The sequence below is a fragment of the Bradyrhizobium sp. A5 genome, from assembly GCF_042076515.1.
Classification (GTDB): Bacteria; Pseudomonadota; Alphaproteobacteria; order Rhizobiales; family Xanthobacteraceae; genus Bradyrhizobium; species Bradyrhizobium cosmicum.
On the sequence record NZ_CP148990.1, the window covers coordinates 2,639,680 to 2,665,765 of the forward strand.

The 26,086-nt window shown below is 65.0% G+C and carries 26 protein-coding genes; 11 read left to right on the plus strand and 15 right to left on the minus strand.

Annotated features, from left to right (window positions below):
- Positions 1-13: 13 nt before the first annotated feature.
- The 7 genes from WHZ77_RS12555 to WHZ77_RS12585 all read right to left on the minus strand — a co-directional run bounded on the left by WHZ77_RS12555 (position 14) and on the right by WHZ77_RS12585 (position 6,640).
- Positions 14-508 (minus strand): hypothetical protein, encoded by a 495-nt coding sequence (locus WHZ77_RS12555; protein ID WP_375313940.1) that lies wholly within the window; start codon positions 506-508, stop codon positions 14-16.
- A 261-nt stretch (positions 509-769) separates the two neighbouring features.
- Positions 770-1,570, minus strand: coding sequence for an outer membrane protein (locus tag WHZ77_RS12560; RefSeq protein ID WP_375313941.1), 801 nt, complete (start codon positions 1,568-1,570; stop codon positions 770-772).
- Between the two features lie 172 nt (positions 1,571-1,742).
- The gene (locus WHZ77_RS12565) at positions 1,743-2,474 is read right to left on the minus strand and encodes an aspartate/glutamate racemase family protein (protein WP_375313942.1); all 732 of its coding nucleotides are present in this window, start codon (positions 2,472-2,474) and stop codon (positions 1,743-1,745) included.
- Between the two features lie 5 nt (positions 2,475-2,479).
- The gene (locus WHZ77_RS12570) at positions 2,480-3,358 is read right to left on the minus strand and encodes an ABC transporter permease (RefSeq protein ID WP_375313943.1); all 879 of its coding nucleotides are present in this window, start codon (positions 3,356-3,358) and stop codon (positions 2,480-2,482) included.
- A 3-nt stretch (positions 3,359-3,361) separates the two neighbouring features.
- Entirely contained in the window at positions 3,362-4,321 is a 960-nt protein-coding gene (locus WHZ77_RS12575; RefSeq protein ID WP_375314712.1) for an ABC transporter permease, read from the minus strand.
- Positions 4,321-5,610, minus strand: a complete 1,290-nt coding sequence (locus WHZ77_RS12580) for a PotD/PotF family extracellular solute-binding protein (protein WP_375313944.1) — start codon at positions 5,608-5,610, stop codon at positions 4,321-4,323. The genes WHZ77_RS12575 and WHZ77_RS12580 overlap by 1 nt, the downstream gene beginning before the upstream one ends.
- Positions 5,611-5,653: 43 nt before the next feature.
- On the minus strand, positions 5,654-6,640 hold the full coding sequence (locus WHZ77_RS12585; RefSeq protein ID WP_375313945.1) for an ABC transporter ATP-binding protein: 987 nt from the start codon (positions 6,638-6,640) through the stop codon (positions 5,654-5,656).
- 270 nt (positions 6,641-6,910) lie between these two features.
- On the opposite strand from WHZ77_RS12585, the gene WHZ77_RS12590 reads away from it, so the two are divergent.
- Together WHZ77_RS12590 and WHZ77_RS12595 are read left to right on the plus strand one after the other, a co-directional pair.
- Positions 6,911-7,618 carry a GntR family transcriptional regulator gene (locus WHZ77_RS12590; protein ID WP_375313946.1) on the plus strand — a complete coding sequence of 236 codons (708 nt, stop codon included), beginning with the start codon at positions 6,911-6,913 and terminating at the stop codon, positions 7,616-7,618.
- Between the two features lie 448 nt (positions 7,619-8,066).
- A complete protein-coding gene (locus WHZ77_RS12595) occupies positions 8,067-9,827 on the plus strand; it encodes a CHAD domain-containing protein (RefSeq protein ID WP_375313947.1) in 1,761 nt (586 codons plus the stop codon).
- A gap of 118 nt (positions 9,828-9,945) precedes the next feature.
- On the opposite strand, the gene WHZ77_RS12600 is transcribed toward WHZ77_RS12595, so the two are convergent.
- The 3 genes from WHZ77_RS12600 to WHZ77_RS12610 form a co-directional block, all read right to left on the minus strand.
- On the minus strand, positions 9,946-10,572 hold the full coding sequence (locus WHZ77_RS12600; RefSeq protein ID WP_375313948.1) for a transglutaminase-like cysteine peptidase: 627 nt from the start codon (positions 10,570-10,572) through the stop codon (positions 9,946-9,948).
- Between the two features lie 330 nt (positions 10,573-10,902).
- On the minus strand, positions 10,903-11,514 hold the full coding sequence (locus WHZ77_RS12605; RefSeq protein WP_027536189.1) for a PilZ domain-containing protein: 612 nt from the start codon (positions 11,512-11,514) through the stop codon (positions 10,903-10,905).
- A 155-nt stretch (positions 11,515-11,669) separates the two neighbouring features.
- Positions 11,670-12,878 (minus strand): MFS transporter, encoded by a 1,209-nt coding sequence (locus tag WHZ77_RS12610; protein WP_375314713.1) that lies wholly within the window; start codon positions 12,876-12,878, stop codon positions 11,670-11,672.
- A gap of 314 nt (positions 12,879-13,192) precedes the next feature.
- Between WHZ77_RS12610 and WHZ77_RS12615 the strand changes: the two genes are divergently transcribed.
- The 4 genes from WHZ77_RS12615 (at position 13,193) to WHZ77_RS12630 (ending at position 17,651) form a co-directional block, all read left to right on the plus strand.
- Positions 13,193-14,344, plus strand: coding sequence for a zinc-binding dehydrogenase (locus WHZ77_RS12615; protein WP_375313949.1), 1,152 nt, complete (start codon positions 13,193-13,195; stop codon positions 14,342-14,344).
- Positions 14,345-14,830, plus strand: a complete 486-nt coding sequence (locus WHZ77_RS12620) for a DUF5680 domain-containing protein (protein WP_375313950.1) — start codon at positions 14,345-14,347, stop codon at positions 14,828-14,830. It begins immediately after the preceding gene.
- Positions 14,831-14,945: 115 nt separating this feature from the next.
- Positions 14,946-15,371, plus strand: coding sequence for a VOC family protein (locus WHZ77_RS12625; protein ID WP_375314714.1), 426 nt, complete (start codon positions 14,946-14,948; stop codon positions 15,369-15,371).
- Between the two features lie 306 nt (positions 15,372-15,677).
- On the plus strand, positions 15,678-17,651 hold the full coding sequence (locus WHZ77_RS12630) for a DEAD/DEAH box helicase (protein ID WP_375314715.1): 1,974 nt from the start codon (positions 15,678-15,680) through the stop codon (positions 17,649-17,651).
- A 79-nt stretch (positions 17,652-17,730) separates the two neighbouring features.
- Here the strand turns inward: WHZ77_RS12630 and WHZ77_RS12635 are convergent, their stop codons facing one another.
- A complete protein-coding gene (locus WHZ77_RS12635; protein ID WP_375313951.1) occupies positions 17,731-18,036 on the minus strand; it encodes a hypothetical protein in 306 nt (101 codons plus the stop codon).
- 128 nt (positions 18,037-18,164) lie between these two features.
- A complete protein-coding gene (locus tag WHZ77_RS12640) occupies positions 18,165-18,671 on the minus strand; it encodes a GNAT family N-acetyltransferase (protein WP_375313952.1) in 507 nt (168 codons plus the stop codon).
- A 147-nt stretch (positions 18,672-18,818) separates the two neighbouring features.
- Between WHZ77_RS12640 and WHZ77_RS12645 the strand changes: the two genes are divergently transcribed.
- The gene (locus WHZ77_RS12645) at positions 18,819-19,208 is read left to right on the plus strand and encodes a hypothetical protein (protein ID WP_375313953.1); all 390 of its coding nucleotides are present in this window, start codon (positions 18,819-18,821) and stop codon (positions 19,206-19,208) included.
- 319 nt (positions 19,209-19,527) lie between these two features.
- Positions 19,528-20,337, plus strand: a complete 810-nt coding sequence (locus WHZ77_RS12650; protein ID WP_375313954.1) for a transglutaminase family protein — start codon at positions 19,528-19,530, stop codon at positions 20,335-20,337.
- 19 nt (positions 20,338-20,356) lie between these two features.
- On the opposite strand, the gene WHZ77_RS12655 is transcribed toward WHZ77_RS12650, so the two are convergent.
- Complete coding sequence (locus WHZ77_RS12655; RefSeq protein ID WP_375313955.1) at positions 20,357-20,911, minus strand: PAS domain-containing protein; 555 nt, start codon at positions 20,909-20,911, stop codon at positions 20,357-20,359.
- Positions 20,912-21,363: 452 nt separating this feature from the next.
- Here WHZ77_RS12655 and WHZ77_RS12660 point away from each other — a divergent pair, with 452 nt between their 5' ends.
- Positions 21,364-22,200 (plus strand): rhomboid family intramembrane serine protease, encoded by an 837-nt coding sequence (locus WHZ77_RS12660; RefSeq protein WP_375313956.1) that lies wholly within the window; start codon positions 21,364-21,366, stop codon positions 22,198-22,200.
- Positions 22,201-22,389: 189 nt separating this feature from the next.
- Positions 22,390-22,818, plus strand: a complete 429-nt coding sequence (locus WHZ77_RS12665; protein WP_375313957.1) for a CBS domain-containing protein — start codon at positions 22,390-22,392, stop codon at positions 22,816-22,818.
- A 7-nt stretch (positions 22,819-22,825) separates the two neighbouring features.
- Here WHZ77_RS12665 and WHZ77_RS12670 read toward each other — a convergent pair whose 3' ends face one another.
- Positions 22,826-23,866: a patatin-like phospholipase family protein gene (locus WHZ77_RS12670; protein WP_375313958.1), complete on the minus strand. Its 1,041-nt coding sequence runs from the start codon at positions 23,864-23,866 to the stop codon at positions 22,826-22,828.
- Positions 23,867-24,108: 242 nt separating this feature from the next.
- On the opposite strand from WHZ77_RS12670, the gene WHZ77_RS12675 reads away from it, so the two are divergent.
- On the plus strand, positions 24,109-25,185 hold the full coding sequence (locus tag WHZ77_RS12675; RefSeq protein ID WP_375313959.1) for a hypothetical protein: 1,077 nt from the start codon (positions 24,109-24,111) through the stop codon (positions 25,183-25,185).
- A gap of 4 nt (positions 25,186-25,189) precedes the next feature.
- On the opposite strand, the gene WHZ77_RS12680 is transcribed toward WHZ77_RS12675, so the two are convergent.
- Positions 25,190-26,083, minus strand: coding sequence for a LysR family transcriptional regulator (locus WHZ77_RS12680; protein ID WP_375313960.1), 894 nt, complete (start codon positions 26,081-26,083; stop codon positions 25,190-25,192).
- Positions 26,084-26,086 lie beyond the last annotated feature (3 nt).

Genomic DNA, 26,086 nt, shown 5'->3' on the forward strand with positions numbered 1-26,086 from the left:
CGTCGATGTCCGGTCAGCTGCGCGATTTGCCGCGTTTTCGCACGCTAGCCTGATGCCGAGCAGGTTTCCTGCGGGTAACCGAGGGAGTTTCTACCTCGGTCGCCCTGGCGCTGGCAAATGACTGCCGCAGATTGTCGATGGACTCATTCAGCGTGGTGACCTGCTCGGATAGGCGCTTGGTGTCGGCTTGCTGCGCCGCCATCAGCCGCTTCATCGTCTGGAGCTGGTCCTGCACGACCTGCAGCTGGTCGATCGATTCCTGCTGGGTCGCCTCAAGTCCCTTGGTCTTCTCGACCAGCTGCTCGGAGGCCTGTGCGGTGCGAGCCTGAAGCTGCCGCGACGCCACCACCCGATCAGGCTCAGGAACTGCACCAGTGTAGGCACGCCAGATCGCGATCGAGGTCACGCCGGCGATCAGCAGGAGAAGGGCGGCGGCGGTCAGCGCGATGGGCTGGGCGCCAAGGCGAAGGAGGGGGTGGGATCGTGAGTCCTCTGCGAGATCGATCATCGCTGACAAAACCCAAATTGAAACTTGGTGAGTGGCGAAGACCGGCAAGCCGAAAGCCGCCGGGGCGTCCCGAAAGCGTTACTGTTCGGCAACAATTGGGACCAAAAAGAGGCTGGTTTGCCCAGATCTACGCAATGAGCGGAAAAAGAGGTTTTTTACTACCTCTAGCGCCGTGTCCGGCTCAAGCCGGATCGCTGGCGCCCTATCCGGGGAAGCGGTGCCAGCCTGATCGATCAAGGCCGCGCCAGGCAGTGATCCGAATCAGAATCGGTAGGCGATGCCGACCGTCGCGGTGTGTGTGCGGTCCTTGACGCGGGCGGTGAAGCGGTCGTCGAACCCGATCCCTACTCCCCCTGCGGTGAAGAAAGTCTGGGTCCAAGTCCCGAAATCGGCATAGCGGTAATCGACGCGCGCAAGCCAATTGCCGCCAATCATGTGCTCGACACCGCCGCCGAGGGTCCAGCCGACTCTGGTCGATGCATAGGTTTCATTGTGAGCACTGCCGAAGCAGAAGGAGTTTCCGGGAACCACGGTGCAATTGGCGTTCAGCTCAAGGCGGTGCCACGCTACGCCGCCAGAGCCGTAGACCAGTGTGGCGGGCCCGACGAGATAGCCGAGACGGCCACGGAGGCTGCCGTCCCATGTTTCCTTCGCGGTGCCGGATGGAAGGCCGACTAAAGGGGCGCCGAAGAAGAGCCCAGCCGTCCCCGGTACAGGATTCGTCGTCTTCTTGTTGTCGGCCCACCCGAAATCGGCCTCGACGCCGGCGACCCAGGATCTCGAGATCTGTGCGTTGTAGCCGAGATAGCCTCCGAACCTGGCCGCGACGCTTTCGATTGCGCCACCGGTGCCGGCCGTCGGTACGAACGCGCCGGCGCCGAAACTCGGGGCGATGTCGGATGTCTGCCAGTCGCTGGCTGCCCAGCGCGCGCCGAGCGAAACGCCGGCGTAGAATCCAGACCATGACGGCACCGCCGGCGGCGCTTTCGTCGCCATGTCCGCGGCCAGCGCCGAACCCGCCAAAGCGGCCCATGCCAGTGTCCCGGCAACCGTCGAGATCAAGTATTTCACCGCGTTCAGCCCCACCGCGCGCCCCGAATCTGCAAATCAATTACGGCAAGCTCGCAGTTCACGGTATCGGCTGCAACAATCGCGGAACTCGCAGCCGCAAAAGGATCCAGATGTTGCCGACAAGACACGCCGCTCCCGCGTAGAGCAGCACTGTGTGCAACGCTTACGGCTCGAAGCTCGACAACATTCCGGAGTAAGTCTTCGACCGCGGCGCCGCGTAGGGCCCGAGCCGCGACGTCGTCAGTCCGAGCCGCACCAGCGATTCCGCCAGCGTCACGGCTGCGGCGACGCCGTCGACCACGGGTAGGCCGTGACTGGCGGCAAGCTCGGCGGCGAGATCGGCCATGCCGGCGCAGCCGAGCACGATGGCTTCCGCGCGGTCGTCGCGGATCGCGGCCGTGATCTCCGCGGAGATCTTTGCGAGCGCATCGGTGTTGCGCTCCTCGAGCGCGAGCACCGGGACGTCGGCGGCGCGGACGCGGGCGCAGCGCTCGGCAAGACCGTATTTCCGCAGATTATGCTCGATCGGCACGACGGAGACCCCGAGCGTGGTCACCACCGCAAAGCGCGCTGCGATCAGGCTCGCCATGTGGAAGCCGGCCTCGCCAATGCCGATCACCGGCGCCTTCGCGGCGGCGCGTGCGGCATCGAGGCCGGTGTCGTCGAAGCAGGCGATGATGTGGGCGTCCGCGCCGTCGCGGTCGGCGTCACGGATGCAGCCGAGCATGCCGGGGACGGCAAAGGCCTCGTCGTAAAAGCCCTCGATCGAGACCGGGCCCATCGCAGGCTGGCGCGCGTCGATCACGGTGTCGGGCAGCGCGACGCTACGCGCCGCAGCGGCGATCTTCGCCGTCATCGACGCGGTGGTGTTGGGATTGACGACGTGAAGTCGCATCGCGATCAGACAAGTCCCTTGCCGGCGTCCGAGCCTTTGGCCGCCTGCCGCTTGTTCAGCACGTGGATGGTGCCGAGCGCAAGCGTGATCACCGTGAACGAGACGGCCGAAATCACGGTGCCGAGCGCATAGATGTCGGGGTTCGTCACGGTGGTGGTGAGGCCCTGCAGATCCAGCGGCAATGTATTCACGGCCCCGATCGCCTGGCTGGAGCGCGCGAGCTCGTCCCAGGACAGCGTGAAGCCGAACAGGCCGATACCGATCACCGAGGGCAGGATGATCGGCAGCACGACATCACGGAAGGCCTGCCACGGCGTCGCGCCGAGATCGCGCGCGGCTTCCTCGAGCCGAGGGTCGAAGCGGTTGAAGATCGCGAACATGATGAGAAGGCCGAACGGCAGCGTCCAGGTCAGATGCGCGCCGAGGCCCGAGGTGAGCAGGCCCATCGAGGTCTCGAAATTTTCGTTCCAGTGCGCCTTGATCAGGTCGTCGATGATGCGGAATTCGAGCGAGATGCCGAGCGACGTGATGATCGAGGGCACGATCAGGCTCGCTATCGCCGAGTAGAACAGGATGCTCTGCGCCCTGAACTTGCGGCGGAAGGCCATGCCGGCGGCGACCGACAGCACGACGGTGACGATCATCACGATGATGCCGAGCAGCAGCGAGCGTCGGAACGCCGCGCCGAGATCGACGATGCCGGTGCCCTGGAACAGTTTGGCGATCCAGAACGTCGACACGCCGTTCATCGGGAAGGTGAGGCCGCCCTGCGGTCCCTGGAACGACAGCACATAGATCGCGATCATCGGCCCGTAGAGGAACAGCACATAGGCCGCGAAGAAGATCGCGAGCACGTAGAACGAGCGCGGGCGTCCTTCCTTCATGCTCTAGAGCTCCTTCTTGATGTCGACGATGCGCGACATCATGGAGATGATCAGGAAGGTGATGGCGAGCAGGATCACGGCGTTGGCGGCTGCGGCCGGGAATTGCAGCGCGTTCACCCGCGTCTCGATGATCTTGCCCGCGGCCGCGATCTGCTGGCCGCCCATCACGCCGATGGTGATGAAGTCGCCCATCACGATGGTGATGACGAAGATCGAGCCGATCACGATGCCTGGTTTTGCGAGTGGAATGATGACGTTGACCAGCGTCTGGAAGCCGGTCGCGCCGGCGTCGTAGGCGGCCTCGATCAGCGACTTGTCGATGCGCACCATCGAATTGAAGATCGGCACCACCATGAAGAATGTGAAGAGGTGGACCAGCGCCAGCACCACGGAGAATTCGGAGAACAGCAGCCATTCCAGCGGCTGGTTGATCAATCCGCTCTTGACCAGTCCTGAGTTTACGAGGCCGTTGCGCCCCAGCAGCGGGATCCAGGCGATCATGCGGATCACGTTGGAGGTCCAGAACGGGATCGTGCAGAGCAGCGACAATCCCATCTGCCAGGTCTTGGACTTGACGTGGAAGGCGAGGAAGTAGGCGACCCAGAAGCCGATGAAGAGGGTGATGGCCCAGACCATGAAGCACAGCTTCAGCGTCATCACATAGGTACGGCCGATCGTGCAGAGCTCGGGCAGCTTGTCGATGCAGCCCTCGAATGTATCGGTGTAGCCGCGGCCGGAGAAAGCCGGCAACAGCTGGTATTCGTTGTAGTCCCAGAAGGAGACGATGATGACGAAGACGAGCGGAATGAGGAAGAAGGCGAGAAACACCAGCATCATCGGCCCGGACTGGAGCCAGGAGATGATGGATGGCGACAGGTGCGTCGGCTTTGCGGCGCGCGCCGTGCCCGACCCCGGGATCAATCCCGGGGATGCCTGTTGCAGAACTTCTTCCGACATGTCCATCACGCCGCAATGAACTCATTCCACTTGCGGACCATGTAGTCGTTCTCGTCCATCACGGCGTTCCAGCAGGCGACGCCGCCCATGCGGTCCTCGTAGGATCCGCCGTCACGCACGGCGCCGGCCTTCTCCAGCAGCGAGCCGTCGGGCGCCTTGATGTCCTTCTCGGCGGGCTTGCCTTCCATCCAGTACGCCCACTCGTAGGGCTCCATGTGCGCCTTCGCGGTCGAGAGCACGGCGGAGTAGTAGCCTTGGCGGTTGAGATAGGCGCCGGCATAGCCAGACAGGAACCAGTTGACGAACTCATAGGCCCATTCGAGCTTCGGACCCGACACGCCCTTGGAGACGCAGAAGCCCGAGGCCCAGGAGCGGTAGCCTTCCTTGAGCGGCTGGAAGGTGCAGGGAATCCCCATCGAGCGCACTTTCGTCACCGCGGGCGACCACATCGACTGAATGACAGTTTCACCTGATGCCATCAGGTTGACGCTCTCATTAAAATCCTTCCAGAACGCGCGGAACTGGCCGGCCTTCTTGGCTTCGGTCATCACCTTCATGGTGAGATCGATCTCTTCCTTGGTCATGTTGCCCTTGTCGGCATATTTGTACTTGCCGGAGGCTTCCACGACCATCGCGGCATCCATGATGCCGATCGAGGGAATGTTGAGGATCGAGGCCTTGCCCTTGAATTCAGGATTGAGCAGTTCCGACCACGAGCTGATCGGACGCTTGATCAGGTCGGGGCGGATGCCGAGCGTGTCGGCGTTGTAGACCGTCGGGATCAGCGTGACGAATTCGGTCGCCGACGTCGCGAACTTCTTGGAGTCCTTGCCTTCTAGATAGAGCACCTTCCAGGGCGCGGTGCCCTGGCCACCGATCTTCTTGCCGCCGGGCGTCTCACCCTTGGTGAAGACGGGCGTGATGTTGCCGAACTCCTTGATCTTCCTGGCATCGAGCGCAAGGATGTTGCCCGACGGTACGATCTTCTTCAGCGAGAAATATTCGGTGTCCAGCACGTCGAAGGAGTTCGGCTGGGTCATCACGCGCTTGGTGACATCGTCGGTGGTCGCGGTGATGTATTCGATCTTGATGCCGGTGTCCTTCAGGCACTGCTTGGAGATGTCGTCGCCCTCGTTCACGGCGGTGCCGAGATAGCGCAGCACCTTGGTCTCCGCCGACTTAACATAGGGAAAGCCGGTGATCGCGCCGGAGCCGGCGGCGAGGCCAGCGAGACCCGCAGTGCTCTTCAATAGCGTGCGGCGGCTGACGCCGGTCGTCTTGGTCGTCTCGGTCATATCGCTCACTCCTCTGTGTTGCGCATTTTCTAAGATGACGGCGCTATTGCAGGCGCTGCGCCTTGGCGGGATCCCAGGTGGCCAGCACGCGGTCGCCCGGACGGAACGGGTGAACGTCGAAAGCGGCCTCGGGGAGGTGGGAGAACAGGGCGGTGCCGTCGTCCAGCGTGAGCGAGACGGCGATATAGGAGCCCTGGTACTCGGTCTGGGTCAGCAGCGCCGGTGCGCCATACGCGCCGTCAACGAACGGCACGATGCCGAGCTGATCGGCGCGCACGGCGATGAGTTTGCCGGCGTCGCTGAGGACGTTGTGGCCGCCGATGAAGCGCGCCACGAATTCGGTGCGGGGGTGGTGGAAGATCTCGCGCGCGGTACCCTGCTGCTCGATCCTGCCTTGGTTCATTACCACGATGTGGTCGGCGAGGGCCATCGCCTCTTCCTGGCCGTGGGTGACCTGGATGAAGCTGATGCCGAGCTCGCGCTGCAGCCGCTTCAGCTCGCCGCGCATCTTCACCCGCAGGAACGGGTCGAGCGCGGAGAGCGGTTCGTCCAGCAGCAGGATCTGCGGCTCGGTGATCAGCGCGCGGGCGAGCGCCACGCGCTGCTGCTGGCCGCCGGAGAGCTGCGCCGGGAGCCGGGCCGCATAGGGCGTCATCGCCACCAGCTCGAGCAATTCGCCGGCGCGCTTGTGCCTCGTCGCGCGATCGACGCCGCGCATTTTCAGGGCAAACGCGACGTTGTCGAGCACCGTCAGGTGCGGAAACAGGGCGTAGGACTGGAACATCATCGCCGTGCCGCGCTCGGCGGGCTCGAGATCGGTGACGTTCTGCGCGCCGAGGATGATGTCGCCCTCGCTGACCGCCTCGTGGCCCGCGATCATGCGCAGGGTCGAGGTCTTGCCGCAGCCGGAGGGGCCGAGCAGGCAGCAATAGGTGCCGGCTGGAATCTTCAAATTGACGGTGTCGACCGCCAGCGTCGTATCGTAGCGCTTGGTGACGGCGACCAGTTCGAGGGCGGCGGGAGTGGCCATGGCGTGTCCGAGGCGAGGGCGATGCGTCCCGCCTCTCTCCGCAAGGTCCGTGCCAACCGTCCTTGGCCGCTGAAATTCCAAAACTGTGAAGCGGAGTCAGATTGTTAGATCGAATCCGGCGCATCGAGGCGGCTTGCCGCGTCAGCACTGGTCTGCACACAAAACGGGCGCAGATTGTATAATGTTTCGCCTGTGATTGGATACAGCTCGTCGACTAACATTCGGCGCGATCTTCGCCGATCGAGCCCTCAAACCCAACCTCTCAAACTGATGGCCGCCAAGACCCGACCGAAATCCGAAGCCCCAGACGTGAGCGATCGCGTCAGCCGGATCAGGGAAGGCGTGACCGCGGCGATCCTCGAGCATCGCCTGCTGCCGGGCACCAAGCTCGGCGAGGACGAGATCGGTGAAATCTATGGCGCGAGCCGCACGCTGGTCCGCACGGCGCTGCAGCAGCTGACGCACGAGGGCATCGTCCACATCGAGAAGAACCGCGGCGCCTTCGTGGCGCGGCCGACGCCGGCCGATGCCCGCGAAGTGTTCGAGGCGCGCCGCCTGATCGAGCCCGCCATCGTCGACCATGCCGTCGACGCGGTATCGCCGGCCTGGATCGATCGGCTCCAGCGCCATCTCACCGAGGAGCGCGACGCCGAGCTGCGCGGCGACGCGCGCGCCTCGGTCCGGCTCTCCGGCGAGTTTCATCGTCTCGTCGCCGAGATGAGCGGCCACAGCATCTATCTTGGCTTCCTGAAAGAGCTGATCGCGCGCTCCTCGCTCATCATCCTGCTCTACCGCCGTCACGACACGCCGGCCTGCGGCACCGATCATCATGCCAGCATCGTCAGCGCGATCCGCAAGCGCGACAAGCAGGCTGCACGCGCGCAAATGCTGTCGCATCTTCGCGAGATCGAGGCCGAGCTGTTCCTGAAGGCTCCCGCCGCCGACGAGTTGCGGCTCGCGGACGTGCTGGGCGCGTGATCGCGTCGCGTGCTCGTTGCGATCTCTTGGATCAGGCTTGGTGCCGTTCCTCCGCGCGCCGCAAACCCGACTCGGCCTTCGGGACCGCAGGAGGTGGCACAGGACTTGTGACAACCGGGCTTGTCACAATTTCTGGTCTGTCATCGGAGGCGTGACTTCTAAGCGTCTCCAGAACCAGAAAGAATTTCTCGGCTAGCATGTGTCAAACTCGCTGACGCATTCATCTCGGCTTCGAGAACGGCAAGATTCGCTGGTAATTCGATCACTTGCTGCAGGTCGCCGCAATTTTATCCGTAACGCCGAGCCGAATTATGACAGTCCGCTTCGAGGTTTGCTGCCGACGTGTCGCATGTGGACGATGATACGCCGCGGCGTAACGTGACTATTCCTTGCCGGCCGCACCGGCTATAGGATGTGGCTCTGTCATTGAACTGTCATGTCACCAGAAATGCTGAAATCAGACGCAAGCCCGGCTCGCAAAACCCAGAGCGCGCCGGAAGGGAACCTTGTCGCCAGGGACAACAAGAGGACGCAAGTCGTCGCCGGCTTCCTCAGGCAGATTGAACCGGCCGAATCTGACGCGGAATCTGCGATCCTCGAGAGTGCCGTGGTTGATCAGACGCCATCGCAAGATGCGCCGGCTGCACCTGAGAAGGCCCGGTCGAACGCCGCCGCGCGGCCCGCCGGTGAAATCGAGCTCAAGCTTCTCGTCGATGCCGATCGCATGGCACATTTCAACGCCGCGCCCGTCATCGCGAGCAACGCGCGCAACAAGGGCTCGCGAAAACATCTCAAGTCCGTCTACTACGACACGCCGGACCGCGCGCTGCGGCGCAACGGTCTGAGCCTGCGCGTGCGCCAGAGCGGCGCGCGCTTCGTGCAGACCGTGAAGACCGACGTTGCCGATGATCCGTTGCGCCGCGGCGAGTGGGAGGCGAGCGTTGCCTCGCTCGCGCCCGATCTCGCTTTGGCGATGCCCTTCATTCCGGAGAAGCTTCGCGGTCGTCTTGAAACGCAGCCGCTCGAAGCCGTCTTCACGGCCGACGTCCATCGTCACGCGCGGATGATCGACCTCCCGGCGGGCAGCGTCGAGATCGCCTTCGACCACGGCGTGCTGACCGCCGGCGATCGCTCCGTGCCGGTGAGCGAGATCGAGCTCGAATTGAAGAGCGGCAGCGCCAGCACGATCTACGAGATCGCGTTGCGGCTGGCGGAGCACGGGGCGCTGAAACCGTCGATCCGGACCAAGTCGGCGCGTGGCTTCGACCTCGCTGCCGATACGCCGCCATCGGCCCGCCGTCCGGGCAAGCTTCGCCTTGATCCGTCCGTGACGCTCGATGAGGCCTTCTCGACGATCCTGCGCTCCTGCTTCCTCCATCTGCTGCAGTCACTGCCTGCGGCCGAGGATGGCCGCAATCCGGAAGGCGTGCATCAACTGCGTGTTTCGCTGCGCCGGCTGCGATCGGCGCTCGATCTGATGCGATCGGTGGGTGCACTGAGCAATCTCGACGCGCTGCGATCGGAAGCCAAATGGCTGGCGCAGGACCTCTCCGCCGCGCGTGACTGGGACGTGTTCCAGCTCGAAACCTTGCCGACGATCGCAAGAGCCTGTCCTGCGGTCGCCGGCTTCGATGCGCTCGGCCGGGCCGCGGCCAGTCGACAGTCCGATGCCTATCGCAAGGCGCATGATGCGCTCGGCGATCGCCGCTGCGCCATGTTCCTGATCGGCCTCGGCGGATGGATCGAGACGCGGGGCTGGCGCAACGACGTTGCCGCCGAAGATCTCGGCCAGCTCTCCGAGCCCGCCGTCAACTTCGCGCAGCGCATCCTGTCGGAGCAATACGCGAAGGTGCTCAAGCGCGGCCGCCGCTTCAAGTCGCTTCCGGCGGCGGAGCTGCACCGGGTGCGGCTCGCGACCAAGCGGCTGCGCTATCTCAGCGAGTTCCTGCTGCCGCTGTTCGCCGATCGCAAGTCCGCGAGGAAATTCTCGCGCCGGCTTGCCGCTTTGCAGGAGGAACTCGGCGCCTTCAACGACATGGCGGTCACGGCATCGTTGCTCGACGGGCTCGTCGCCGGGCCTGACAGCGCCATCGCGGCGGCGGCGATCGCTGGCTGGCAGGCGCGCGCATCGGTGGGTGTGCAGCCTGCCTTGCGAGGCACATGGCGCGATTTCACCGCCGCGCGCGTGCCGTGGTCGTCACAGGGCTGACCGCGCATCCACAAAAAAGTTGCGGCCAGGCTTTGGGGGAAGCCTGGCCGCGCGCGAACCGGTCTGGGACGGGGAGGGGTGGGGATGTGACCGGGTCGCGTAACCTGTTGTCTCGTTCCTACTGATCTCTTGCGCTGGCGGTGGAAACCGCCGGCCTGGTATCGCCCAGCGAGACCCAGACGTTGGGATCGCTCTGTGACTGGCGCTTGACGAAGCGGTAGCCGGTCTCCGTCCAGGCAACGACGCTCTCGTTCTGATTGTCGAGAACGAACTCGCCCTTGTCGGTCTTCACCGTCAGCACCGCGTGCCCTTCGCCCTTCTTGTCGCGCACGACGGTGATGAGCAGGGCCTCGCGCGGCCATCCGGCATCGATCAGCATCTTGCGCTTCAACAACACGTAGTCTTCACAGTCGCCGTAACCGTCGGTCGGCAGCGACCACTTCTCGATCACGCCCCAGTGCTCCTGGTCGGTCAAAGGCTTGACGGTCTCGTTGACCCAGCGATTGACCTTGACGAGGTCGCGCCATGCGGCCTGCGACATCACGATGTCGCGCGGCTGCGTCGGTGTGCCCTGGCACTGCGCGGCATTGTCCGCACAGAACTCGACCCAGCCGATCGGCGCACGCGTGGTGTCGCCGAGGCTCGCGTAGAGCAGGCGGCTTTCACCGGCCTGCGCTGTCGCGCCGATCCCGAAGAGCATGACGGCCAGCGCCAAGCCCTTCCCCTGTCCCCTGAAGTCCAACATTGCAGCCCCCGTTTCTTGTTGGGACCACAATGCGCATGGAGCTTTTGAGCTGCCGCTAAGTCAGCCAAGTCAAGTCGAGTCGAATACAAGTAAAAGGAGCGGCGAATACGATCTATACTTGATTCAAATACGCATAAAATTTGACATGACTGCAATTGATTCAAATTTTAGGAGTTAACGCGGAAACGCTGGCGGAACCGCGATTTTCGCACGCAAAGGGCCCCGCGTTAACGCGCGCGGGGCCCGCCACCAGGCATAAAAAAGGCGGCATCGGCATCGCGGAGGCCGCCTTCGAGGCTGGAAATCCTGTGGTTTTGACGTTCTTGCGCTTTACCGCGCGGTAACGCTCTCTTCGAGTGTCTCGATCGGCTGCGAGTGCAAGAACTCCAGCGCGAAGCCGTCTTCGAGGTTTCGGACCACGCGGCCCTGGACCCGGCCGAGCAAAACCGTCGATTTCAGCGGCGGACGGTTCTCCGCGGCAATGGCGGCTCCGGACAGCGAGAGGTCGATAATGCGGCATGTCATCTTGGTGCCGTCCTCGAGCGTGAGCACCGCGATCGGGTTGCGCGGCACGATACGGTCGTGGCGGCGGTCTTCCGGCAGATTGAGGATGTCGCGGTTGGCGAGCCAGGTCAGCTGTGCCGCGAGCTTGTCGCGCTTGCGCGGCGTCGCCCCGACCGTCATGGCGAAGCCATTGTCGATGATCCGGGTGATCTTGCCCTCGACGCGGCCGATATGATCGAGATAGGCGACCACGCGGTCGCCGACATTGCCGATGCCGGGGGCGAGCAATGCAAGCCCGCCCGGTGACATGTTGATCACCTGGCACGGGAATTCCCGGCGGTCCGGCAGCATGTAGCGGCCGAGCAGGTGGACTTTCACCCGCTGGAAGCGCCGACGTTCCTCGGCGGCCGGAAGAAATTTTTTGTTAGCCAACGCCATTTTCAACACCCGACCCCCCGCCCGGGCGGAGTCCGGGACGACCCTAGGGTGTACAGGGTTAATGCCGCGTTAGGATTGGGCGCGGCGATGACGGACAGACGCAATACGCGCGAAAAGCCACATCAAGGGGCGGGCAGGCAGGCGGTCTGGCACGATCAGCGCGCCGAGACCGGGCCGGCCAGGCCTGCTCCCCGACGATACAACCACAGCAGCAGCGCCAGCAGAACGGCGGCCGACAGCCCCAGCGACCAGTGAATGCCGATCGCCGCGCCGAACACCCCGACGGTGATGCCGCTGAAGGCCCGCATGCCGAGCCCGGCCATATTATAAAGCCCGACGACACGGCCGCGAATGTCGTGTGGCGCGTTCAGCTGCACCAGCGCCTGCGCCATGGTGTTAAACGACAGCTCGAAGAAGCCCGCGAAGAACAGCAACACGATTGCAACCGGATAGATCCGCACCGACGCGAAACCAAGCAGCGCCACGCTCCACAGCATCGCGAGCGTGATCGCGGTGCGCGGCGTGCCCTTCAGCCGTCCCCAGGATTCCAGCGCGAGGCCGGCGAGCAGGGCGCCGCCGGCATCCGCCGCCAGCAGCACGCTGTAGGAGACGCCGGGATCGCCATGGCCGAGATCGCCGGCAAAGCCCGGCATCTGCGCGTGATAGGCGTTGCCGATCATGAAGGAGGTGAGGCCGGCAAGCCAGGTCATCGCCGTTAGCACCGGCTGGGTGCCGATCGAGCGGATGGTCAGCACGATGTCGGCAAGGCCGCGCACGGCGAAGCGCCTGATGGCGATGCTGTTGTCGCGCACCGGCGCCCAGAACAGCCAGATCAGCATCGGCAGGTAGAACAGCGTGTTGAAGATGATGCCGTGCGAGGTGCCAAGCGTCAGCATGATGATGCCGCCGACCGCCGGCCCGACCAGGATGCCGAGATAGCGCGCCATCGCATTGAGCCGCACCGCGCTCGGCAAATCGGCGGGGCCGACGAGGTCGTAGAGCAGCAGCTGGTTCGGCGTCTGCCACAGCACGCCGGCGCAGCCGTGGATCACCAGCAGCAGCATGGCGTGCCACATCTCGATCGTATCGGTGATGAAGAAAAAGCCCCAGCCCGCCGAAGCCGCGATGAACAGCAGCATGCCGCACTGGATGATGCGGCGCGGGTCGAACCGGTCGGCGAGCCCGCCGACCGCGACCGAGAACAAAAGGAACGGCAGCCAGTGCGACAGCACGGCAAACCCTCCCAGCGTCGGCGAATGGAATTTCTGGAACACCACCCAGTAGCTGATCACATGCTCGATATTGTCGGCCATCATCGCCAGCACGTAGGCGATGAACTGGAGGCGGTACGGCACCGACTTCATCGCCGCGAACGAGCCGGACGCAGCGGCGGGATTTTGTGGAAGGGGGTTCAAAGGGGCACCTGAAAGGACTTGAGCCGTCCGTACACGCTCAACTGTTGACGCTCAAGGCATTTGGGTGGGCTTGGAGATCAGCCATGCGCCGCCGCCACACACTCCACCGTCATCCTGAGGTGCGAGCGAAGCGAGCCTCGAAGGATGAGCCGCAAGCGCCCGTAGCAGCTACAAGGGCGCACCTTGGCAGCACTGCGCATCTCACATACGCTTCGCCTCAGCCCGCACCGCCATCATAACAGACGGGCATCGAGGAAACAGCCATGGACCAGATCCGCGTCTGCACCCACGCAGGGCCGGGCTCGGAGCCCGTCATCCGCACCGTGCCGTGGCCGAAGGTCGGCCGCAAGGCCGCGCTGATCAAGATCGGCGCGTGCGGCGTCTGTGGCACCGATCTGCACATCCTTAGAGGTCACTGGCCGAAGCCGCTGCCGTGGCCGCTCACGCTCGGCCACGAGCTCGGCGGCATCATCGTCGAATGCGGCGACGAATTCACCGAGGACTTCATGAGCAAGCCGCTCAAGGTTGGATCAAAAGTGATGATCCCGCCGCTGATGCCGTGCGGCCGTTGCTATTACTGCATCCATTATCCGCAAACCGCCAACAAATGCCTGACGCCGGTCTATTACGGCCGCTATCTCGGCTTCGACAAGGCGCCGCACATGTGGGGCGGCTGGGCCGAATATGTCTATGTCGATCTCGACATGCTGCCGGGCACCAAGATCTACAAGTTGCCCGACGACATGTCGCTGCGGCTCGGCGCGCTGTCGGAGCCGCTCACCTCCTGCATCCGCGCCTTCAACCGCGCCAGCCGCGCCGGCGGCTTTTCCTGGGGCGACACGGTGGTGATTCAGGGCTCGGGCCCGATCGGCATTCTAGCGGTCGCAGCCGCGAAGGAGATGGGGGCAGGGCGCGTGATCTGCGTCGGTGCGCCGGAGGAGCCGCGGCTCAAGCTTGCGCGCGAGTTCGGCGCGGAGGCGACGGTGAACATCGAGGAGCTGAAATCGCCGCAGCAGCGCATCGCGCGTGTCCGCGAGATCGTCGGCGGCTTCGGCGCCGATCTGGTGATGGACTGCTCGGGCCACCCCTCGGCTGGCCCCGAAGGCATCGAGATGCTGCGCGACGGCGGCACCTATGTCGAGATGGGCCAATTCACCGATGCCGGCTCGATCGAGACGTCATGGCACCGCATCTGCACCAAGGACCTCAACTTGCTCGGCTCCTGGGGTTTTACCGCCAACGATCTGCCGCTCGGCGTCGAGATGCTCTACCGCACGCGTGACAAATATCCGTGGCTGAAGATGCAGACGATCTATCCGTTCACCGATGCGGGCGTCGCGCAGGCGGTGAGGGATGCGATGGCAATGAAGACGGTGAAGTCGACGATTGTGCCGTGGCCGGAGCTGGTGGAGTAGATGGTGTCGTCCATTCCGCACGATCTCGCGGCGTTCCTGGTCGAAGCCAAGCGGCGCACTTATGCCGGCCTGGACGACGACGCCACCGTGGCCACGCCGCTGCTCGCCGGCTCAAAACAGCTCGAGCATCGCGCGGCGCCCTACGTCTACCGCGATATCTATTTCGGGATGGGATTTTTCGTCGGGCAGGAGACCGTGTCGCGAGATGACCGCGTCCTCTGGTCGATGAGCTACAGCGGCGGCGCCCGCGCGGACATCACGGACCGGGTCACCTTCCTTGCGATCTACAAATTCCTGCGCCAGGCGCTGCTGGGCGTGAGCGTCGAGCAGCCTTATCGGGGACCGCGCCTGTTCGAGCAGGCTGGGATGGTCTACCGCAACGAGGTCCAAGGCGCGCTCGATCGTTTTCACGGCGTCGAGACCATCGGCCGAGAGGATGACGCACCGCTCTACGAGCTGCGTTATAGTGGCGGTTTGCTGCGTTAAAGTGGTCCGCAGCCCGGATGAGCACAGCGACATCCGGGACATCGCGGATGGAGTTCTCCCGCATGTCGCTACGCTCATGCGGGCTACGCGTCACGCCAATGGAATCAATGACACGATGACGGACGAAACAAGCGAACCAACCCGGCGGGCCCGTTCCCCCTTCAACGCGATCCGCGCGATCGACTACACCGTCATCTTCGTGCGCGACATGGCGGCGATGCGCCGCTTTTACGAGTACGTTCTCGCCTTTCCGTTGCTGCGCGAGCTCTCGCCGAACTGGATCGAGTATGGCCTGGGCGGCAACACCCTAGCGCTGGCCAAGCCGGGCCGAACCGGGGCCGATGTGCCGACGCCGGCCGGCAGCGCCTCGCTGCAGCTGGCCTTCAAGGTGTCCGCAGCCGAAGTCGATGCGTGCGCCGACGAGCTCGTCCGGCACGGCATTGCGCTGCTGTCGCCGCCGACGAACCAGTCCTTTGGACATCGGACGCTGTTCTTTCGTGACCCAGACGGCAATCTGCTGGAGATCTACGCGGAGATCTGAGAGCGGGCTGTAAGCGACCGGTTGGCCGCGAAATTCCTCCGCTTCGGCCCCAAATCCGGCTATATGCAGCAAACGGCCCCGAAAACGCTGGATGTAGTGGGTCGGGCCGGCGGTAAGCTTATTCTCGATGGCGTCGAGGCCATGCATCATAGGCATGGTGATTTGCCCGCGCTTGGCGTAAAGAGCGTCCAAATCAAATCACCACGCGTGCGGCTGGACCATTTTGCCGCCTACGCAGCTTCAGGTCGCGCGGCTCGACGTTCCGCGCCTGGACCAACCAAGGTTTATCCCGTGTCTTTCCCGACCATGAGTCCGCCGCTCGCCCGAGCTTTGGCCGAGCGCAACTACGACCGTCCGACCCCCGTTCAACTCGCCGTGCTCACCGGCGAGGCCGCCGACCGTGACCTGCTGGTCTCGGCCCAGACCGGCTCCGGCAAGACCCTCGCTTACGGGCTCGCCATGGCCAAGGATCTGCTCGGCGACGCCGAGCGGTTCGAGCGGGCGGGCGCACCGCTCGCCCTGATCGTGGCGCCGACCCGCGAGCTTGCCTTGCAGGTTCAGCGTGAACTTGCGTGGCTGTATGAACATGCGGACGGACGCGTCGTCTCCTGCGTCGGCGGCATGGATCCGCGGCGCGAGCAGCGCGAGCTTGCAGCCGGCGCGCACATCGTCGTCGGGACGCCCGGCCGCCTGTGCGATCATTTGCGCCGCAACCGTCTCGACATCTCGGAATTGAAGGTGGTCGTCCTCGACGAGGCCGACGAGATGCTCAATCTCGGCTTTCGCGAGGACATGGAATTCATCCTCAAGACCACGCCGGAGACACGCCGGACGCTGCTGTTCTCGGCGACGTTTCCGCGCGGCATCGTTGCGCTGGCCAAGCAGTATCAGCAGCAGGCGTTCCGGATCGAGGTCGCGGGTGACGAAGGCGGTCACGCCGACATCGAGTATCGCGCCATCCGGGTCGCCCCCGGTGATGTCGAGCACGCCGTCGTCAACGTGCTCCGCTTCTATGAGTCGCCGAGCGCGCTGGTGTTTTGCAGCACCCGCGACGGCGTCAGGCATTTGCAGGCGGCGCTGCTGGAGCGCGGTTTCTCCGTCGTCGCTCTCTCGGGCGAATTGACGCAGAACGAGCGAACCACGGCGCTGCAGTCGTTGCGCGACGGGCGCGCCCGGGTCTGCGTGGCGACCGACGTCGCCGCCCGCGGCATCGACCTGCCGAGCCTCGATCTCGTCATCCATGCCGATCTGCCCAACGATGCCGAGGTCATGCAGCATCGCTCCGGCCGCACCGGGCGCGCGGGCCGCAAGGGGACAAGCGTCCTCATCGTCGTGCCCGCCCGCCGCCGGCGCGCGGAGCTGCTGCTCAATCTGTCGGGCATCGACGCGGTCTGGGGCACGGCGCCTCAGGCGGACGAAATCCGCAAGCTCGATCACGCGCGCATGAAGGACGTGCTGTTCACCGAGGAGACGACCGCCGACGATCTGGTGCTGGCGCAAGCGTTGCTCGCCGAGCGGTCGGCCGAGGATATCGCAGCCGCGCTGGCGCGGCTCTATCGCGCACGGTTGCCGTCCCCCGAAGACATCATCGATCCCGGCGAGCGAAGCAGCCGGCCGCGCGAGGACCGCGGTCGCGACAATGTCCGCACGCCGCGCGACGATCGGACTCCGCGCGACGACGCCCGCAATTCGCGCGGCGATGATCGCCCCGAAAGGCCTCGGCCCAAATCCGGAAAATCGTCGTCGAAACACGGCATGGCGGATGGCAGCGTCTGGTTCCGCGCTAACATCGGCCGAAGGAAGAATGCGGAAGCGCGCTGGCTGCTGCCGATGATCTGCCGTCGTGGCGGCATCGACAAGGGCGACATCGGCGCCATCAAAATCATGGACATGACGACCGAGTTCGAGATATCCGAGCGCGTCGCGGAGTCCTTCGCCGCCAAGATCAAGCGCCCGGACAAGGAAGACAATATCCGCCTCGAGGCGATGGCGGATGCGCCGCAGCGCCCGGCGCCTTCCGAGAAGCGGCCGCACACGCCTCGGCGCGAGAGCGACGAGGGCGATCATCGCGAACGCCGCGACGATCGCCCGCGCGAGGTGAGCGAATTCAAGCCACGCGGCAAGGCGCACGGCGAGCGCGCGCCGAAATTCGAGGCTGCTCCTTCTTTCGCGAAGAAAAAGAAGCACAAGAACAAGCCGGGACACGCAGAGCCGTCAGTCACGCCGTGGGCCGGGAAGGGCGCGCCGGGGAAGAAGCCCAAGAAGAAACATCGGGGCTGAGCTGCAGCCTGACTGCGTAGACAGGAAGCATGCCGCCGGGTTGCACCGGCGGCATGCTCATTTCAATTCTCAGGTGGGCTCAGCGACCTCCTCCGCCGCCGCCGCCGCCACCACCACCTCCGCCACCACCGCCCCCGGCATCACGCATCGACGAGCTGTAGCGCGGATCGGCCTGCTTCATGTAGGCGGGCGAGGTGTCATGATGGATGACACTGGGGCGGCTTCTGCCAGGCGAGGTCGGCATCTCGATCAGGACACCGCAGCCCTCGAAGAAGGCGGTATCGCAGCCATAGGTTCGGAACTGCGCCGCGTTGGCACTGGTTGCGCTGAACGCGCTCGTCGCAACGAATGCAATTAAAGCAACTTTCGACAATGTGAGCTTCATGGAAATTCTCCAGTCTCGTTTCGGCGAGACCGGAAACGGCCCGCACACACCTTCGACGGGAGCTGATCGAAGCCGGTTCGAGCGGATGGCTTCACGCCCGCGTGAGCCGCGCCGATCGGGGAGGGACGTTACGTCGCAGCGATGTCGCGCAGCATGTAGGTCGCGCTGTCGCCATAGGACGCGAGCTTTGCACGCAGTTCCGCATCCGCCATGACCGGGCGAAAGCCGAGGCGTTCCCACAGCGGCCGCGTGGCGTAGACAGAGACCAGCGCGAGCGCCGTGATGCGTGATGCGCGGGCCAGTGTCTCGATCGTCGAAACATAGTCGCGCGCCGCGCCGCCGCGAAAGTCGGGCAGCACGGCGACATCGTGGACGTAGAGGCAGTCCGCATCATCGGGCAATCGTTCGAGGAAGCCGTCGAGCGGTGGAATCCGGTGCTGCCTCCAGGGATGCGCGAGCCCGTAGCCGGCGATCGCATCGTCCGCGACGAGTACGCAGCAGCCGTCGGGATAGAGCTGCATCTTCTCCGCGAAGACGTCGGGACGTTCCGGAAGATCAGGATGGATCCGCGCCGCGATCGCGCAGATCGCGGGCAGGTCGGTGGTGCGCGCGGGACGCCAATGCGGCTTGCTCATGTCGATTCGTCGGTCTGTCTCTCTCAATCCAGTTTATTCCGCCACGGCGCCGCGCGCAGCGAAAAATATCTTTGGCGCTTTCTCAGGAATACCGCGGGCCGTGCGGCGTCCTACCCCATGCAAGCCAGTTGCATGACAGGAGAGACCATGACGACATCCCCGATCCGCCTCGCGCTCACACTCGCCGCAGCGCTCGCGATCATTCCCGCCGCGTTCGCCGCGCCGCCGACCAAGACCGGCAAGACCGACAAGGGCAATGTGCTCACCGACGCCAAGGGAATGACCCTCTATACGTTCGACAAGGACGCGGACGGCAAGTCGGCCTGTAACGGCCCCTGTGCGACCAACTGGCCGGTGCTGAAGGCCGGGGCGAGCGATGCCGCCGGCGACGGCTACACCATCATCACGCGCGACGACGGCTCCAAGCAATGGGCCTACAAAGGCAAGCCGCTCTACACCTTCGCCAAGGACACCAAGCCCGGCGATGTCACTGGCGACGGCTTTCTGAACGGCGCCTGGCATCTGGCGACGCCGTAAAGACGGGCTCGTGCCCCGGACGCAGCGCAGCGCCCCTTTTGCGGTGCGCTGCAGAGCCGGGGCCCAGGTCGCACCGCATTGTGCCGCTCGCTGGGTCCCGGCTCTGCGCAGCAACGCAATAAGCGCGTTCACGCGCGTCTTCGACGCGCTATGCGCGTTGCCGCTTGTCCGGGACACGAGAGTGGCTTCAGGTCTCACCCAGCACGGCCCGCGCCATTTGCAGCGCGCGACGGCGCTGTCGCACGACTTAGTAAACTCGCCTTGTAATTGACAGATTCATCGCCATTTTCAGCTGTCACCCAGCCGAAAGGGCATTTCGATGAAGTTCCGTGTCGGATTCGAAATGCTGTACGATTTCCCCCAGCCGACGCCGATGATCATGGTGCTGGGCACGCATTTCACGCGTGCCTCCGATGTCATCGTGCCGGACTTCGTCACCTCAACGCCTGCCGTCGAGATCACGCCTTATCGCGACATGTTCGGCAATTGGTGCAGCCGCATGGTGGCGCCGGCCGGCCGCATGCGCCTTGCAGCCGACGGCGTCGTTCGCGACAACGGCCTGCCGGATCCGGTGGTTGCCACGGCCGTTCAGCACAGGATCGAAGAGCTGCCGTCCGATACGCTGGTTTATCTGCTCGGGAGCCGCTATTGCGAGACCGACCGGCTTTCGGAGATCGCCTGGAAGCTGTTCGAGAAGACGCCGCCGGGTTGGGCGCGGGTACAGGCGATCTGCGATTTCGTTCACCGCCACATCGCCTTCGGCTACGAGCATGCGCGCGCCACCAAGACGGCGTGGGAGGCGTATCAGGAAGGCAAGGGCGTCTGCCGCGACTATGCGCATCTGGCCATTGCGTTCTGCCGCTGCATGAACATCCCCGCGCGCTATTGCACCGGATATCTGAGCGACGTCGGCACGCCGAAGCCGTGGGCCGCGGGCGATTTCGCCGGCTGGTTCGAGGCCTATCTCGGCGGGCGCTGGCACACGTTCGATCCGCGCAACAACGAGCCTCGACAGGGGCGCATCCTGATCGCCCAGGGGCGCGATGCCTGCGACGTTCCGATCACGCAGACATTCGGCCCGAACAAGCTGGTCAGCTTCAAGGTCTGGACCGACGAGATCGCGCCGTAACGGCGCGAACGATCGCTTCCTAGCGAAGCCCCTCATACACCATCAGCCCGCGGGCGATCTGCAGTTTGCGGATCGCGCGCGGCAGCAGTTTCTCCGGCTGGTGCAGATAGCGCCAGGAGGTGAGGGTGAAGGTGCCGAGCGCGCCGCATTCGTCGTCGAACGGCGCGAGCACGCCTGTCACGCTGACCGGCGTATGCGGGCGCGCGTTGAAGGGCAGCAGCAGCAATTCGAGATGCGCCTTGCTGCCGTCCTCGCGCGCGGCGGTGATACCGGCGATCGCACCCAGCGTCTCGTCGGCGACGATCGTTGTGATCTCCTCGATCTCGCGGCGGCTGGCTTCGGTGAACAGCGCTGCAAAGCTCTGGTCCTTGAGGTCACACCCTACGAGCGCGCAGACGCGCGTGCCGGCGACGCGGAACGGGAAGCCCAGGGTCTGCTCGCTGGCCAGCACGAAGATGTCACCGAGCAGCTCGCGGACGGCGGCCGGATCGATGTCGGCCCGGTCAGGGGCCCGCGCAGCGCCGCGCTTCTCGTTCCAATACGCAAAGAATGCGCGGCTCGACGGATGTTTCATGACTGAACGCTTTACCCCGGGGGACATCTGGCGGGACAAAACTGTCTCGCTTCAGTGCACCCGCGATCCCTTTGTTGTTGTGCAGGAGGGGATTTGCAGCGTCCATGCCGCAGAGGCGTTTTCGGCCCCGTCGGGCGGGTCTTTGCATCGTTAACGTTAAGTTAACTATGCGCTTTGCGCCGGCGCCGCCGCTGCTATGGTGACCGCGGTCGCAAGCCTCGCCGCTTTGATCCAGGTTCTCGGCGGGGCCTGTACACAGGCGTCAAACAGTTTGGTCACGGGCGCGGGGAGGGGTGGGGATACACCTTATTCCCAAAGCAGCCGGAAGACCGACACGGACAGGCAGGGCTTTCCCAGAGCCCTGCCTTTTCCTTTTGTGCACTTGCGCAGGGCCGGCAAAGGCGACTATCTCCAAGTGGACCGCTCCGATCGCGCCTGAAAGCGAAGCTGCCTTGGATTCTCCGCACAATTCTCCGCCGCACGATTCGTCGCAGCAAGGTCCGCCGCAGGACGTGCCGGCCGTCCATGAGGGGGCTCCGCGCGAGCCGATCCTGACGCTGCCGTTTGCGTTGACCGCCTATATCGTGCTGCTGGCCGTGATCCATCTGCGGATGCTGCTGCCGCCGGAACTGGAGAACTGGACCATCGACGTCTTCGGCTTCATCCCGAAGCGCTACGATTCCTCGCTGCTCAATCTGCAGATCCCCGGCGGGGCCGGCGCAAAGGTCTGGAGCTTCGTCACCTATTCGCTGCTGCATGCCAATCTGACGCATCTGGCCTTCAACGTGCTGTGGCTGTTGCCGTTCGGCAGCGCGCTGGCGCGGCGGTTTGGCGCCGTCAGGTTCTTCCTGTTTCTCGCGGTGACAGCGGCGGCGGGCGCGCTCGCCCATCTCGTCACCCATGAGCATGCGGTGGCGCCGATGATCGGCGCCTCGGCCTCGGTGTCGGGCGCGATGGCGGCAGCGATCCGGTTCGCCTTTGTGCGCGGCAGCTTCCTGTCGTTCAGCCGATCGGACGCCGATACCGCCGCGAAGGTTCCGGCGCTGCCGTTGTCGCGGGCGCTGCGCGACGGGCGGGTGGTCGGCTTCCTCGCGGTCTGGTTCGGCGTCAACATCATCTTCGGCGTCGGTGCGATCGGCGTCGATGCCGAGACCACGAGCGTCGCCTGGCAGGCGCATATCGGCGGCTTCTTTGCAGGCCTTCTGCTGTTCGCGCTGTTCGATCCCGTGCCGCGCGTGCGAAGCGATGCTGCGGATGCGTCATCACAGGACGTTTCAGACCGTATTTGAAGCGGCGCTTGCGGCGCGGCCCGAATTCATCCATCATTCTCAAGAAGAATGTTTCGAAGCGACAAAGCCGTTCACGGCTTGGCTTCGCAAAGCGCCCGAGCGTGAACCCGGCGCCTAAACTGTTAGTTGAAGACTCGACGAACAAGTCCGGACCGCGAAAGCGGACGGGTCCGATTCAGGGAGGCGACAATGACGGTACGTTCCATTCTCAATACCAAGGGCCACCAGATCATGAGCGTCGAGCCCGGCGCCAAGCTCGCCGCCGCGGTCAAGCTGCTCGGCGAGAAGAAGATCGGTGCGGTGCTGGTGATGAACCAGAGCCGGCTCGAAGGCATCCTGTCCGAGCGCGACATCGTGCGCGTAATCGGCGAGCGCGGCGCCGGCGCGCTGGACGAGCCGGTCTCGGAGGTCATGACCCGCAAGGTCGTCACCTGCAAGGAGACCGACACGGTCGCCGAGCTGATGGAGATGATGACCGAAGGCAAGTTCCGCCATCTGCCCGTGATCGACAACGGCAAGGTGGTCGGCCTGATCTCGATCGGCGACATCGTCAAGCGCCGCGTCCAGGAATACGAGTCCGAGCAGGAAGCCCTGCGCGACTACATCAAGACGGCCTGACCGGACTTTACGCGCCGCCTTGACCGCCGGCTTTGGGCGCATGACCAGCGGGCGCCGGAGCCAGCACCTCGATCGCCTCCTGGATCGACTCCAGCGCGCGCTCGGCCGCGCGGGCGCCGTGTGCGATCAGATCCTCGGCGCGGTGGAAGTCGAACCAGCCGAACTGGCCGACCCGCGGCGAGATCAGCAGGTCCGGCGGATCGCCGGCGAGGCGCGCGCGGGTGATGCGGTCCTGCATGATGTTGAAGGCATCCACCATCACCGAGGAGATGCCGGGCCGGCCGCCGCCGCCGAAGAACTCGCGCTTCATGGTCTTCTCCGCCGAGAACAGGCGCGGAAAGCGCCGTTTGGCCGTCGTCTCCTCGGCTTCCGGCGCGGCCGGCGCGGGCACCGCGCCGTGCGAATAGATCGTCGTGGAATGGGTGAAGATGTCGCTGGAAAGATTTGCAGCGATGACGATTTCGGCGCCGAGCGCCCGGGCGGCCGAAACCGGCACCGGATTCACCAGCGCGCCATCGACCAGCCAGCGGTCGCCGACCAGCACGGGCGAGAAGATGCCGGGCAGGGCGTAGGAGGCGCGCATTGCATCGACCACGCGGCCGCGCGTCAGCCAGATCTCGTGGCCGGTGCGGACCTCGGTTGCGACGGTCGCGAACTTGATGGGCAGGTCCTCGATCCGGGTCTGGCCGACCGCCTCCTCGAGCCGGGTTGCGAGCTTCTCGCCGCCGATCAGGCCGGAGCCGGTCAGGCGGATGTCGAGATAGCCGAGGATGTTGCGCATCCCTTGCAGGCCGCGTCCCCATTCTTCCAGCGTGTCGAGCCGGCCGGCCGCATAGAGGCCGCCGACCACGGCGCCGATCGAGGTGCCGACCACGACATCGGGCACGATGCCGTTGGCAGAAAGGGTTCGGAGGATGCCGATATGGGCAAAGCCGCGCGCGGCACCGCCTCCGAGTGCAAGGCCAATGACCGGCTTGCGAATGCTGCCAAGTCCGATCTTTTCGCCATTGGAGCCGTTCGCGCCCCGACCCTTCAAGATATCCAGCACCGAAACTCTCCTACCCGGGCCAGCCCTCACATCAGAGTAGGCACCATACTCCCGCTTCGCCAGAACGATGGCGAAGCATGGTTTATACCGTTCGGGACGCAGGGGGCAGCAGTGTGGCGAGGCGGGTTACCTCATCTCCAATCACGCAGGCGTCAACCGGGTTCCATAGAACCGGACCGGGCCGTATTTCCTGGGATATCAGAGGCTTGAATTTGCCGCGTTTTCGGTGAAAAGCAGATGGCATGACACGCGGGGGTGACGGCATCATCGGATGGCGGCGCAGCGGCAGGCTGCTGCCGGCGCTGCTGCTTGCTGTGTGCCTGCTGCCGCTTCTCGGCCAAAGCGCCGCGCAGGCGCAGCTTTTCTCCGATCGTCCGCCGCCGGTGCCCCCCGCCTCGGTGCCCGACCCCGGCGGAGCCGTCAGCCTGGCGCCACCCTCCGGTCCCGGCGCCGGACCCCCGAGCCTGCCGCCGACCCTGATGCAGCCGAATACGCCCAGCATGCCGCCGCCCGCGGTCACCACCGTGCCGTCGGCTCCGCCGCTCAACGCCGCCGTGCCCGGACAGGGCGTGCTGTCGCTGACCGCGAAATATGGCAAGGACTCTCCCGCGATCACCAGCGGCCTGGTCTGGCGGGTGTTTGCCGATCGTCCCGACGAGAACGGCACCTTCAAGCTGATCCGCGAGGACCGCAGCGCCACGCCGAACATCGTGCTGCCGCCCGGCAATTACGTCGTGCACGTCGCCTTCGGCCTCGTCAGCGCGGTGCGCACCGTCAGCCTGAAGGCCGAGACCGACCGCGAATCCTTCGTGCTGCCGGCCGGCGGCCTGCGCATCGAGGGCCGCGTCGGCACCAGCCGCATTCCGCAGAACCAGATCTCGTTCGCGATCTACGAGGGCAGCCAGTTCGAATCCGGCGAGCGCGCCTCGCTGGTGCCGAACGTCGCCGCCGGCGACGTCGTGCTGATCCCGGAGGGCACCTACTACATCATCTCCAACTACGGCGACGCCAATTCGGTGGTGCGCTCGGACATCCGCGTCCAGGCCGGCAAGCTGACCGACGTCACCATCACCCACCGCGCCGCCGTGATCACGCTCAAGCTCGTCAGCGACAGGGGCGGCGAGGCGCTTGCCAACACCGCCTGGTCGGTGCTGACGCCGGGCGGCGACGTCATCAAGGAATCGATCGGCGCCTTCCCGCGCGTCGTGCTCTCCGAAGGCGAATACCGCGCCATCGCCAAGAACGAGGGCAAGGTCTACGAGCGCGGCTTCAACGTCGTGAACGGCGTCGACGGCGAAGTGGAAGTCGTGGCGCGCTGATCCCTCACTTCCGATACCGCAACGCCTCCACCAGCACCGCGAACGCCGGGGTCGGCTGCCGCCGGCTCGGGTAGTACAAATGATAGCCCGCGAACGGCGCGCACCAGTCGGCGAGCACGCGGACCAGACGTCCATCGGCGATCTCGCGCTTCACGAGATCTTCGGGCATGTAGGCGAGGCCAAGGCCCGCCCGTACGGCATTCATCCTGAGTAGGCCGGTGTTGAACACGAGCTGGCCGTCGACCCGCACCTTCATGGCGCGGCCGCGCTTCTCGAACTCCCAGGCATAGATGCCGCCATAGGTCGGCAGGCGCAGGTTGATGCAATTGTGCTCGGTGAGATCCTGCGGCTGCTTCGGCTTGCCGCGCGTGACGAAATAGGCGGGCGCACCGACCACGGCCATCCGCATTTCCGGTCCGATCCGCACCGCGATCATGTCCTTGGCGACCTGTTCGCCGAGACGCACGCCGGCGTCGTAGCGCTCGGCGACGATATCGGTCAGGCCGTAGTCGACGACGAGCTCGACCTTGATGTCGGGGTAGCGCGGCAACAGCTTCGCGAGCGCCGGCCACAGCACCGTCTGCGCGGAGTGCTCGCCGGCGGTGATGCGGACGGTGCCGCCCGGCGTCTCGCGCAGCGCGGTCAGCGCCGATAGCTCCGCGTCGATCTCCTCGAAGCGCGGCCCGATATTGCGTAGCAGGCGCTCGCCGGCCTCGGTCGGCGCGACGCTGCGGGTGGTGCGGGTGAGCAGCCGCAGGCCGAGCCGTTCCTCCAGGCCGCGCACGGTGTGGCTGAGCGCCGATTGCGAGACGCCGAGCTGGGCGGCGGCGCGGGTAAAGCTGCGCTCGCGCGCGACCGCGAGGAAGGCGAGGAGGTCGTTGATGTTGGTGCGGGCCATTCA